Source organism: Bradyrhizobium sp. INPA03-11B (assembly GCF_040446015.1).
Classification (GTDB): domain Bacteria; phylum Pseudomonadota; class Alphaproteobacteria; order Rhizobiales; family Xanthobacteraceae; genus Bradyrhizobium; species Bradyrhizobium macuxiense_A.
Genome location: NZ_JASGSR010000087.1, coordinates 22,353 through 34,159, shown reverse-complemented (window position 1 = coordinate 34,159; position 11,807 = coordinate 22,353). Strand labels below are relative to the sequence as shown.

Below are 11,807 nucleotides of genomic sequence, written 5' to 3'. Positions count from 1 at the left end.
GGTCAAAGCTATGGCGCGGGCGGAGCCTATATGGGTTCGCCACCAGCACAGGGCGCACCTTTCCTGATCTTCGATCCGCTGGGCGGTGAAATCTGCGAGAAAGACCTCGATTTCAACGTGGTTTTCCCCTGGTCGGGATGGGAGCCCGACCTTTTTGGCGTGATCGCGCTGGCTGAGTTCGGCCAAACGGATTGGCGTCGCTCTATTCAAGCTCCCGATCCGCCACATCGTCACGCCGATATTTTTGCCGAGATCGATCAGTTGGCCGCAATGGCGCGCGATGAGCGCCCTCGCCTGATCGGTGAAATTCTCGATCAAAATACGCGACTGCGCGGCTATTTTGCCGAAGTCTTGATGATGTCGCCGTGGTCACATCCGAGCTCGCTCAAGATCATCGAGATGGCGATCCGGGTTGCCCAAATGGTGGCAATCGACTTCAAGCTCCGGTTCAATCGGGCTCGGCCGCAACAGATCTGTCCTGCGCTCGTTCCCTTGATCAATTCGCCGGGGCACGCCTCGTTTCCGAGCGCGCATTCGCTCGAAAGTCATCTGATCGCTCTGGCGCTCGCGGAGATGCATCCTCGACATACCAAACGGATGCTCGTCGCGCTGGCCGATCGCATCGGGCGCAATCGCGAGGTGGCAGGCGTCCATTACCCGAGCGATACCCACGCCGGAAAGGTGATTGCCGGCCAGGCGTTCGAGATCCTCAAGGAATGCCCGACATTCAAGGCGGTGTTGGCTGAGGCCAAACGTGAGCCCGGCAAGGCCGGGACACTCGTCATGCCGTCCGGACGTTCGACCTCCAAGAAGAAGCGGGGGAAACGATCGTGACACCGGCAGCGGACGAAATCGCTTCTCTCGTGGGCGCGACGTGCGTCCCGATCAAGCTGCCCCCGTTCAGGCGATCGAGATGGCGGCTGCTCGACTTCAAGAACGAGCACCAGGAAAAAACAAACTGGTGCTGGGCCGCCGTCGCGGCCAGCGTCGCCCATTTTTATCGTCCCTCCAGCAGGGTGACCCAATGCGACATTGCGAACGGACAGTTGAGCCGAACTGATTGCTGCGTGGCCGACAAGGATACCTGCAATGTCTACGGCTACTTGATGTCCTCGCTGTTCCGCGTTGGCCATTTCAGGAAATGGACCGCGCGCCGTTCTGCGTCCTTGCGAGAGACCCAGGAAGAGATCGGAGGCAGACGCCCGCTTTGCGTGCGTATCGTCTGGAATGGCGGCGGGGCCCACCTTGTCACGATCAAGGGTTACGCGGATGAACCAGCGGTCGGCTTGCCCGTGCAAGACGACTATGGCCTCGCGATTGCGGACCCTTGGTGGGGCCTCTCGGATATCAACGCCGCGCAATTTCCGCGCGGCTATATCAACTGCGGCACCTGGACGGACACGTACTACACCAAGAGGGCAACGCATGGCGATTCCAGCAGCTGACTTTCCCGACGACGCCCGCGACGCCGTACTTGCCGGCATGGCCAATCGAGCGCGTATGCGGGGCTTTGCGACGCCAAAGCTCAGCTTCGCGCATCGCCATCATCGCGGCGACCTCGAGCTTTGCGCGCCGCATCGCATGGCGTTGCTGCCGTTGAGCACCTTGCGCCGTCTGGCCAGGCCTGACCGGTGCGCGGCCAAGCCTTCAGCGAAGATTGAGCTGCCTGCGCTCAGTTCCGTAGCGACCATCCTCGGCTGGCGGTTTCTCATCTATGACAAGAATGCTCTTGAGGCGATCGCTGCGGCTCATGCCGTCCTCACCGACGAGAGCGGTTATCGGTTGGCCGAACTGAACGAGGGACCATACGTAACCGGCTTTCTCAAAGCGCTTCAGGCGCCCGCCGTACGCCGCGCGATCTCAGCCGATAGGGACGATGACAAACCTGGTGAGCCGCTGTTGCTGCTCGCTCCGGCGATCTGCTTTGCCGGATTGTGGATCCGGCATCAGGACAGCGATAAGGACTTCATCCTGCCGATGGATCCCAACCTCTTGCCGGCCTTCCACAATGTGAAGCCCACAGAGGTTCTCACTGCCCTGGTTCGAGCGTCGACCGAAGTTCCAACCGACGGCGCTTCGGCAGGGTGACACGCGCAGCCAAACGCAATTCGGCGAGCGAACGGCAAAAGCCAATCATTGCGTCGCGCCGCCCGGCCAGCGCGTAGCCCACCCTTGGATGCCGGTCATCTCGGCCACAGTCATCGAACTCGCACGAAAGCGTCATCCCTCCGTCAACTGGCCGCGACAAGTTGTCGCGGCCAGTGCTGGCCATTCCAATCCTGTCGGAAATAGAGAGGGGCGACTCATGAGAAGTTTTCGTGACTATGTCTTGTCGACTGCCGCGATCGCGGCGGCCATGCTTGCCTGCGGCGTCGCAGTCGCGCAAGCGGATGATGACAACGGGCATTCGCAGCGACATGGCTACAAGCACGTCTTGCTGATCAGCGTCGACGGCATGCATGCCGTCGATTTGAAGCGTTGGGTCGAAAGCCGCCCCGGCGGCAACTTCGCCCAGCTCACCGGCAAGGGCGTCGTCTATCCGAACGCCTACACCACCGCTCCGTCCGACAGCTATCCGGGCATGCTCGCGCAGGTCACCGGCGCGACACCAAAGGGCGGCGGCCTGTTCTATGACGACAGCTATGATCGCAACGAGTATCCGGCCAAGGCTTTCTATACCAGCCAGAATCTTCCGGACCCGGGTTGCGTGAGCCCGGCAGGCACCGAACTCACCAACTTCGAAGCGCTCGACAAGACCTTCGATTACGCCAGCGGACTGGTCGCCGATTACACTGCCGGCGGCACGCTCGGCCAAGTCTACACGCAGCTCGATCCGGATCACATGCAACGCAAGCTGGTGAACGGCCAGTGCGTTCCGGTCTATCCGCACGACTACGTGCGCACTAACACGATCTTCGAAGTCATCAAGCAGGCCGGAATGCGCACGGCCTGGTCCGACAAGCATCCGGCCTATGAGGACCTGGCGGGCCCGTCGGGCAAGGGCCTCGACGAGCTCTTCACGCCGGAGATCAACGCGCAGGACACGATCAACGCCGGAGCCAAGCCCGGCGACGACTACACCAAGAGCTTTGTCGGTGTGCGTTCATACGACTCGCTGAAGGTGCAGGCGGTGTTGAACTGGATCGACGGCTACAATGGCACGCGAACCCAGCATCAAGGCGTCCCCGCGATCTTCGGCATGAACTTCCAGGCGGTCAGCGTTGGCCAGAAGCTCGCCAAGGCCGGCCACGCCGACACCGACAAGTCGCTGGTCGGCGGCTATGCCGACGCCAACGCGACGCCCGGCAATGCGCTCACGCAGCAACTCCAGTTCGTGGACGATGCGCTCGGCAAGTTCGTCAACGAGCTCAAGGCGCAGAACCTCTACGATTCGACGCTGATCATCATCAGCGCCAAGCATGGCCAGTCGCCGATCAACCTCGCGGATCGCGTGGCGATCTCCGATTCGCTGTACAGCAATACGCCCGGTTTCGGCGCCAACGGCTTCGAGATCTGCGATGACGCGGCGCTGGTCTGGCTGTCGCCGGAGCTGCAGCAGGCGACCAATCCGGCGACCGGCAATCCCTATTATGCCGACGCCAAGGCCTACATTCTGGCCCACGCCGCCGATCTGCATATCCAGAAGCTGCTCGACCGCGACGAACTGACCAAGCTCTACGAAGATCCGTTCCACAACAGCCGGGTGCCGGACTTCATCGCCATCACCGATCATGGCGTGATCTGCACCGGCGGCAGCAAGCTCGCCGAGCATGGCGGCTTCTCCAAGGACGATCGCAATGTCCTGCTGTTGCTCTCCTCGCCTCGCATCAAGCATGCGCGGACGATCGAGGAGACCGCCTTCACCACCCAGATCGCACCGACGATCCTCCGTGCGCTCGACCTCGATCCGCGCAGCCTTCAAGCGGTTCGCGAAGAGGGCGTCGAGGCCCTGAAGTTGAATGGAGACGCGGAGCGGTTCTGACCGCCGCGGCGCCGCGCACCGAAGGCCTGCACCGGCACATCGTGACCGGGCAGGCCGGACGGCCGGGCCTACATATCGGCGCCCCACGGGGCGCCGATTTTCGGATCATGCTTTAGGCAGGAAAGCAGGCCGCGGCCGTCAGCGTGAACGGAGCCAGATTGAGGATCTGGGGAAACTGGAATTGATAGTTTGCACTCACCTGGCTGCCGCACGCCGCGGCGCTGTAGCTGAACGTCGAGGACGGCAAGCTCAGTCCAAACGCCTGCTGGGTAGCGTAAGCGGCGATTGCGCTCGGGTTGCCGGTAGGACAAAGCGCGGGGTTGACGCTTGCGCATCGCGCCGTGACCGCCACCGCGTGCTGCATTCCCACCTGCGTCCACATCAGCAGCCCGAACTCGATCACGCCGAACAGGAACGCGAAGAAGAGCGGCGCGATCAGGCCGAATTCAAGTGCCGACGCCCCGCTCCGGTCGGGCCAGAATGCGCGTTTCACTGCAGCCTCGCCGTGGACTGCGTGCTGATGACATAGCTGTTCGGAACGATCTGATAGTTGATGATCGTCGAGTAGCTGCCTTGCGCCGAGACGATGGTGTATGTACCCGCCGTGCCGCCTCCGGGACACGTTCCGCCGCAGGTCATGCTGGTGACGCCCGAACCGGTCGCGCAGCCGCAGAACTTGATCGGAACAGGCGAGGCGCTGATCGCACTGGAGTTCGTCGCGGCTGCCACGGCAGTCGAGATCGCGTTGGCATCGAATCCATGCGCGATGGCATATTCGACGCCCGCCTGCGACGACCCCTCCACCTGCATCTTGCGGTAGATCGCAAGGCCGATGTCGGTCACGGAAACGACCATCAGCGAAAGCAGCGGGACCAGGACGCCGAATTCGATCGCCGCCACACCGCGCGCGTCGTCTCCGAACCTGCGACGGAGAAATAAGCCACGCCGTCGAGAACGGCGCTCACCACCTGTCCTGCCCGTTTTCATCGTATCGCTCCAGCTTACTCGACAAGCTGCGCTGTTGCCGTACCGATGGCATTGCCGCCCATGGCAGCGCAATTGACCTGGACACTAGAATTTCCGACGATCGAGATCGTATCTGCAATGATTTGCGTACATGTCGTGCTGGTGCCGTTGCCGCCACTGAAGCTCAGCGCCCCCTTCGGCAGGTAGACCGCTCCCTGCAGGTTCTGCGTACCGCCGCCCGTCAGGTTGAAGCTGCTGCCGACCGGCATCCTGCGGTCGCCATAGATCGCGATTCCGGCGGTCGTGCCGCTGGTCGGCGCGGTGAGGCTGACATTGGCGTTGCTGCCGATCGTCGCCGTGCCCCAGTTGCCGCTCGACCCGGTAAACACCAGGGTGACGCCCGTTCCCGTGATCGTGGCGTTGCCGGCCACCGACAGGTTCGCGCCGTTGAAATAGTAAATCCCGGGATTGAACGTCAGCGTCGCGCCGGCGGCGACCGAGATGTCGCCGCAATAACTGGCCGGACTGAGGGTCGTCGTCCCCTTCACGTTGAACTTGTTCGAGTAGTCGCACCATGTCGGCATCGAGGGCGTGACGTTGGCATAGGGATCGCCGATCGCCCTGATGCCGGTGCGAATGCCGTTGGTCGCCGTGATGGCGCTGGTGCCGGAAACCCCGCCGACCACGCCAACCATGGCCGCGGATATCGTTGCCGCCCCGCTGACGTTGAGCGCCGAGCTGCCGTTGGAATCGTCATAGAGGTTGCAATTGATCAGGTTGAGCTGAGTGTTGCCCTTCACGGTCACCGCGGGATTGGCGGTCGGGTCGAGTGCCAGCACGCAGCCCGTTCCGACATTGCCGAGTGCGACGGCGCGGGCCGTGACCGGCACCGCCCCGGAGCCGAACAACGCCGACAACAGCCGCGCCTGCGGCTGGCGAATGATGACTTCGACCGCCTGGGTGCTGGAGGTGAAGCTGCCCGAGGTCGGCGGCTGGTTCACCGTGACGGTGACGTTGCCGATCCCGTTCACATAGCCGTAGAACGTCGTGACGGCGTTGGCCTCGGTCACGAGATTGGTGCCGGCGGTAGCTGCGCTGACAGCGGCCGAGTCGGCCGCACTCATCATGTTCTTGTGCTTGTAGAACCACCACGCGACCTCGGTGCCGAGCCCTGCGGTCCCGACCAGGACTGGCATCAGCAAGGCGATGATGATCGCGTAACTGCCGGACCGGTCGCGCGCAAAGCGCTTCAGGAGACCGTCCTGGCGACCTCGGCAATCATCCGGTGCCGACCTCATTTGCGAGGATATTCCAACTTCCGCCTTCCAAGGAATGAAGGCCGTCATGTTGTCCTCACGCCGCTCGTGGCAAGCTCCTCCGATTCCTACGGCATGACAATTTAATGTCAGCTCTGCGCGATCGACGGAAATCGGACCTGGCGCTTAACACTCCCTTAGCCAATCCGGGCGTGCCGCAGCTGGGAATGACCCTGGAAGACGGTCGCGCGCGTCGTCTATGCGCGCTCAGGAGCCGAACTTCGCCCGCAGCATGGGGCCAAGGAGGTTAGAGTAGTCGTCCGTCCAGAGTGCGCTGGCCGGATCCGGCGACATGGCGGTCCAATGCCGTGCCGCCTCGCCGGCATCCTCGGGCGTGCGCGCCAGCATGACCACCCGGGACGCCGTCTTGAGCGTGGTCATGACGTCGCCGGCGGGATGCCCTTCCTTGACCAGCGCGATCAACCCCTCGGAGCGCGCGACATTGGCCAGGATCGGCGCCAGATCGAGATGACGGTTAGAGATATGCACGAGAATGCTGCCGTGCGGCGTCAGCTTCGACAGATAGCCGGCAATCGCTTCACGCGTCAGCAAATGGACGGGAATGCCATCGGACGAGAAGGCGTCCAGCACGATCAGGTCGTAGCGATCGGGCGAGGCCTGCAACGTCAGACGCGCATCGCCGAGCACGAGCCTGGCCTTCGGCGCGCAGCGCGAGAGGAAGGTGAAGAATGTGGGATTGCTCGCGATCCGGATCACCTCGGGATCGATCTCGAAGAAGGTCCAGCTCTCTCTGCCGCGAAGATAACAGGCCAGCGAGCCGGTCCCGAGACCGACGACCGCGACCCGTTCGAAGCCGTCCTTGAAGTGACCCTTGAAGTGATCCTTGGCGCCGCGTGCCGCCGCGATCCCTTCGGCCAGCGGGCTGCCAGGATAATAGTAGCTCTGGGGCTCGGGTGCTCCCGCGACCGGCGCGCCATCCTCGTTACGCAACCGCTCGGCGCCATGTATCGTGTTGCCGTGGAACAGCAGCCGCGCACTGCCGTCCGCAAGATCGACCACCGTATGGACACCGAAGAAGCTGCGCGCGGTCTCGATCGGGGCCATGCCGGGACGCCACAACGTCGTCAGCAGCAGGCCCGTGACCACCAGTCCGGCGAAGGCCACCGGCCGCTGCCGCAGAAACAGCATGCAGGCCGTCAGCACGACCAGCAGCCCCCTGAACGGCAGCTCGAAGGCGGCCGGCGGCCGCAACTGGGTCACATACCAGACCATGGCAAGCGCGATCGCCACCGCCAGCCATGGCGATGCCTTCACCAGCGCCCGGCGCGCGCCGCCTTCAAACATGCCGGGCAGCGCCAGCAACGCGAGCGCGATCAGGATCGGATATTCGTAGTTGCCGGGAAAAATCTGCGGCGCCAGCAGTCCCGCGAAGGCGCCGCCCAGCACGCCGCCGAACGAGGTGCACAGGAAGAACTCCGTCAGCCGCTCCGGGTGCGGGCGCCGGGCATAGAGCTCGCCGTGGCAGAGCAGCGTCAGCAGCGTGAACACCGCCAGGTGGAGCACGATCGTCGTGAGCCAGAACACCTTGGCGCCCACGAGGCTGATCGCAAGCGGCGCCACGGCGAACGGCACGAGCCGCACCACGGTCGCGTGACTGATCCACGGCCGGTCGCGGAACACGACCACGAAGGTGAACAGATAAAGCGCCAGCGGAATGACCCACAGAAACGGCGTTGCCGCGACGTCGGTCGTCAGATGCGCGGTCACCGCGATGACCAGCCCGGATGGAACGGCCGCAAGCGCGATCCAGCGCAGCCGGTTAGCAGCGCTGACGATCGATGTCTGCGGCGTCGGCGCCGCGCCCATAACGCCATTGCCTCGTCCGAGCACGAAGGCGACCGCCGTGACGAGAAGCGCGAGCACCGCGAAGCCGACCGACCAGGCGCTCGCCTGCATCTTCAGCGTCAGCAACGGTTCGACGACGGTGGGATAGGCAAACAGGGCCGCGAACGAGCCGAGATTCGACGCGGCATAGAGCACGTAGGGATTGCTGGCCTCGCGATGGCCGCTCCCGGCGAACCAGCTCTGCAACAAGGGGGCGCTGGCCGACAGCGTGAAGAACGGCAGGCCGATCGACGCCGCGAACAGCCCGAACAGCCAGAGCGCCGTTCCATCCGCCGGTGGCGCACCCCAATTCGGCGCGATCGCGATCGGCAAGGTCATCGCCGTGACGGCGAGCAGAAGCAGATGGACCAGCCCCGCGCGCTGCGGCCCGAACACACGGCCGAGCAGATGGGCATAGGCATAGCCGGCGAGCAGCACGGCCTGGAAGAACACCATCGCCACCGACCAGACCGAGGGCGCGCCGCCGAGCCTCGGCAGCACCATCTTTGCGAACATCGGCTGAATCAGAAACAGCAGCAGCGCGGACACGAGCAGCGTCGCCACGCTGAGGAACGGCAGCAGGCGCGTATCATCGACAGAACGCGCCGCCGCGGGCAGCGTTTGATCTGGCGCGTTCTCGACGGCTGACATCCGCTGGTTCCCGCAATCCCGCCTTGCAGGGTAGCTTCGCCGCGCCTAAGCAAGCGTTAAGCGGAGGTCAGGAATGATATCCAGCAATTGCCGGCGTTCGCGAACACGCGCCGGTCGGGGCGCCGGCGCGGCCGCGCGCGGTGCCCCGCGACCGGCGCAACGAGGCGACGGCGAGAGACTGAATTGCGGCGAAGTCCCGCGACATGGACGAATTCCTGACCTCGCTTGGCATGACGATCGAATTCCACGCGTTCGATGCCGTCAATCTGGGACGGATCGCGCAGCTCATCAACAAGACCAACCAGTTCAACCTGACGACGCGTCGCTACACGCATTCCGAGGTCGAGACCATGTCGCGCTCGCCGGATTGCCTGACCTTCCAGATCAGGCTGCGCGACCGCTTCGGTGACAACGGGGTGATCGGCGTCGTCATTGCGCGAAAGAAGGACGCGACTTTCGACATCGACACCTGGTTGATGAGCTGCCGGGTTCTCGGCAGGCGGGTCGAGGAAGCCATCATTGCCGAACTTGTCCGCCGTTGCCGCTTGAACGGCATCGACACGCTGGAAGGAAGCTACCTTCCCACCGCCAAGAACGGGATGGTGCGCGACCTCTACAAGAAGCTCGGCTTCGCGCCGGCCGGCGGCACGGACGACCAGCATATCTGGAAGCTGGATATCTCGGAATACAACGTCCCCGCCCTGCCGTTCGAGGTCATTCGCGACAGCGCAGCGAATGCGTGAGAAGGGCCGCGAGGCCCGAACGGCAGCGCCGCCGGTGCGATCCCGCGCTGGCGGACGGCAATCGAACATTGCCGGGCCACGCCAAACCGCTCGCAGCCGATATCTCATCGTCGGATGATTTGACGTTGCCTGCGATGGCCGGATTTGAACATCCGGCCTTCAGGCCACGAAGCCGCCACTCGCATTGTCCGAGCGGAATGTCGGCGCAGGTCAACTGGCGGAGAGAGTGGGATTCGAACCCACGGTACGGTTTCCCGCACACACGCTTTCCAAGCGTGCGCCTTAAGCCACTCGGCCATCTCTCCGGGAGGCCTCTCTTGAAGGGCTGAGGCGGATTTTGCAAGGGAGCCGAGAGCCGGAGCGCAAAATTTCCCCAATTGATTGAAAATATTGGGTAAATTGGCGGCGAGTTCGGCCGGACGGCGCCGCCTTGTCTACCGTTACGCGCCGATTCTGGCCGGTAGCCGGTCGAAGACCGGCGCAAATCACGCCATGCATGCGATCGGATGGGTTCGGAGCTTTCGCGGAGCCCGTCATCTGCCGCGCAGCGCCCAGCCGCGACCCGCCGGTGCGCCACAAACTCGCCTTCGCCGGGACGACAACATTGGATGGGCGACGTAACGCGCCCATCCCGCAAGCTCTATGCTCGCTCAATGATAGCGCGCGGCAAAATCCGCCGTGCGGCGCGGCCACAGGGTTGGTGGCTCCGGCAGCGCCGCGGCACCCGCATTGTGCGTATCCTGCAGCGCCTCGATGAAATCGGCGAACCATTGCTGGATGGTGCCGCTGTTGAGCTTCTCCATCATGGCTTCCCAGCGCATCCGCCGCTCGGTCAGCGGCATCGCGAGCGCGGTTGCCAGCGTACGCGCCATACCGTCGATGTCGTGCGGATTGACCAGCAGCGCCGCGTCGAGCTCGTTCGCCGCGCCCGCGAATTTCGACAGCACCAGCACGCCGGGATCGGCCGGGTTCTGCGCGGCGACATATTCCTTGGCGACGAGGTTCATGCCATCCTGCAGCGGCGTCACCACGCCGACCTGCGCGGTGCGATAAAGCCCCGCGAGCACGCCCTGGCCAAAGCCCTTGTTGAGATAGCGGATCGGGGTCCAGTCCACCTCGCCATGCACGCCGTTGACGTCGGTGACGAGTTTCGCCACCTCGCTCGCGAGATTGCCATAGGCCTCGATCGCGCCGCGCGAGGGCGTTGCGATCTGCAGCAGCGACACCGAACGCTTCAGTGCCGGATGCAGCGTCCACATCTTGTCGAACGCCTTGATGCGGTTGACGAGACCCTTGGAATAGTCGAGCCGGTCGACACCGATCGCGAGCTTCTCGCCGTTGAGGCTGCGCCGCAGCCTCGTCACGTCGGGATGCGTCATCGCCTTGGTCGCCTGCTGGGCGAACTTGTCGGGATCGATGCCGATCGGAAACACCGCGGCGCGGGTGCGGCCGAACGGCGAATTGATCACGCCGTCGCGCACCTCGAATTCGAGATCGTGCTGCACATAGCTCAGGAAGTTGTCGCAGTCCTCATCGGTCTGGAAGCCGATCAGATCATAGGACAGCATCGCCTCGATCAGCTCACGATGATTGGGCACGCCTGCGATCACCGCGCGCGCCGGCCACGGCGTGTGCAGGAAGAAGCCGATCGGCTGCGTGACGCCGAGATCGCGCAGCTCCGCACCGAGCGCGAGGAAATGATAGTCCTGGATCCAGAACACGGAATCCGGCTTGCGGAAGCGCAACAGCGCGCGCGCCATGAACGCGTTCACTTCGCGATAGCTGGTGTAATCCTCGTGCGAGGCACGAATCAGATCGGCGCGCGAATGCATCGCGGGCCACAGCGCCGAATTGGCAAAGCCTTCATAGTAGCCGCCGTAATGCGCGGCCGGCAGATCGAGCATCGCCAGCGCGCCCGCACCGAGAGCTTCGACCTCTGCAAAAGGTTCCTTCAGGTTCCCGTCGCGGACCCGTCCGCTGGAACCAACCCATATTGCCCCTGTCTTTTCCACCACCGGCAACAATGCCGCTGCAAGCCCCCCCGTCATGGGTTCATTGGGTTTTCCGCGCGAAACGCGGTTCGATACGACGACGAGGTTCACCAGGTCCCCTCCTGTTGGTCAACTCGCGTATTAACAACCATTCATCAAGATGGTTCCTGATCAAGGAATCTCCCAAATGAAACCAAATTCTGGCGAAGCGCGAAGGAACTCGCGGGAACTCGCGAAAAGAAAATTGCGCGCGAGGTTGACGCCACGACGCAAAAGCACCGCATTCGATTCGAGCACGCGATACAGTCGATTT

The 11,807-nt window shown here is 63.5% G+C and carries 10 protein-coding genes and 1 tRNA gene; 5 read left to right on the top strand and 6 right to left on the bottom strand.

Annotation, left to right across the window (positions count from 1 at the left end; genetic code table 11):
• From QMZ05_RS29010 to QMZ05_RS28995, 4 genes are all read left to right on the top strand, one after another.
• A partial coding sequence (locus QMZ05_RS29010) for a phosphatase PAP2 family protein (RefSeq protein ID WP_353703861.1) occupies positions 1 to 834 on the top strand: 834 nt, incomplete at its 5' end.
• The gene (locus tag QMZ05_RS29005; protein ID WP_353703860.1) at positions 831 to 1,445 is read left to right on the top strand and encodes a papain-like cysteine protease family protein; all 615 of its coding nucleotides are present in this window, start codon (positions 831 to 833) and stop codon (positions 1,443 to 1,445) included. The genes QMZ05_RS29010 and QMZ05_RS29005, both read left to right, overlap by 4 nt.
• Positions 1,426 to 2,088: a hypothetical protein gene (locus tag QMZ05_RS29000; RefSeq protein ID WP_353703859.1), complete on the top strand. Its 663-nt coding sequence runs from the start codon at positions 1,426 to 1,428 to the stop codon at positions 2,086 to 2,088. The genes QMZ05_RS29005 and QMZ05_RS29000 overlap by 20 nt, the downstream gene beginning before the upstream one ends.
• Before the next feature lie 217 nt (positions 2,089 to 2,305).
• A complete protein-coding gene (locus QMZ05_RS28995; RefSeq protein WP_353703858.1) occupies positions 2,306 to 3,982 on the top strand; it encodes an alkaline phosphatase family protein in 1,677 nt (558 codons plus the stop codon).
• A gap of 112 nt (positions 3,983 to 4,094) precedes the next feature.
• Here QMZ05_RS28995 and QMZ05_RS28990 read toward each other — a convergent pair whose 3' ends face one another.
• The 4 genes from QMZ05_RS28990 to QMZ05_RS28975 form a co-directional block, all read right to left on the bottom strand.
• Complete coding sequence (locus QMZ05_RS28990; RefSeq protein ID WP_353703857.1) at positions 4,095 to 4,475, bottom strand: TadE/TadG family type IV pilus assembly protein; 381 nt, start codon at positions 4,473 to 4,475, stop codon at positions 4,095 to 4,097.
• On the bottom strand, positions 4,472 to 4,882 hold the full coding sequence (locus QMZ05_RS28985) for a TadE/TadG family type IV pilus assembly protein (protein WP_353703856.1): 411 nt from the start codon (positions 4,880 to 4,882) through the stop codon (positions 4,472 to 4,474). Before QMZ05_RS28985 ends, QMZ05_RS28990 begins: the two co-directional genes overlap by 4 nt.
• A 101-nt stretch (positions 4,883 to 4,983) precedes the next feature.
• Complete coding sequence (locus tag QMZ05_RS28980; protein WP_353703855.1) at positions 4,984 to 6,246, bottom strand: pilus assembly protein TadG-related protein; 1,263 nt, start codon at positions 6,244 to 6,246, stop codon at positions 4,984 to 4,986.
• 225 nt (positions 6,247 to 6,471) lie between these two features.
• On the bottom strand, positions 6,472 to 8,760 hold the full coding sequence (locus QMZ05_RS28975) for a fused MFS/spermidine synthase (RefSeq protein ID WP_353703854.1): 2,289 nt from the start codon (positions 8,758 to 8,760) through the stop codon (positions 6,472 to 6,474).
• Positions 8,761 to 8,963: 203 nt separating this feature from the next.
• Here QMZ05_RS28975 and QMZ05_RS28970 point away from each other — a divergent pair, with 203 nt between their 5' ends.
• A complete protein-coding gene (locus QMZ05_RS28970; protein ID WP_353703853.1) occupies positions 8,964 to 9,503 on the top strand; it encodes a hypothetical protein in 540 nt (179 codons plus the stop codon).
• Between the two features lie 215 nt (positions 9,504 to 9,718).
• Here QMZ05_RS28970 and QMZ05_RS28965 read toward each other — a convergent pair.
• Both QMZ05_RS28965 and QMZ05_RS28960 read right to left on the bottom strand, forming a co-directional pair.
• Positions 9,719 to 9,808, bottom strand: a tRNA-Ser gene (locus QMZ05_RS28965).
• 345 nt (positions 9,809 to 10,153) lie between these two features.
• Positions 10,154 to 11,605: a trehalose-6-phosphate synthase gene (locus tag QMZ05_RS28960; protein ID WP_353703852.1), complete on the bottom strand. Its 1,452-nt coding sequence runs from the start codon at positions 11,603 to 11,605 to the stop codon at positions 10,154 to 10,156.
• Positions 11,606 to 11,807: the final 202 nt, after the last annotated feature.

Bases quoted from the DNA above. Each gene is read 5' to 3' on its own strand.
- QMZ05_RS29000 (WP_353703859.1), top strand. From the start codon at position 1,426: ATGGCGATTCCAGCAGCTGACTTTCCCGACGACGCCCGCGACGCCGTA.
- QMZ05_RS28995 (WP_353703858.1), top strand. From the start codon at position 2,306: ATGAGAAGTTTTCGTGACTATGTCTTGTCGACTGCCGCGATCGCGGCG.
- QMZ05_RS28980 (WP_353703855.1), bottom strand. From the start codon at position 6,246: ATGAGGTCGGCACCGGATGATTGCCGAGGTCGCCAGGACGGTCTCCTG.
- QMZ05_RS28970 (WP_353703853.1), top strand. From the start codon at position 8,964: ATGGACGAATTCCTGACCTCGCTTGGCATGACGATCGAATTCCACGCG.
- QMZ05_RS28975 (WP_353703854.1), bottom strand. From the start codon at position 8,760: ATGTCAGCCGTCGAGAACGCGCCAGATCAAACGCTGCCCGCGGCGGCG.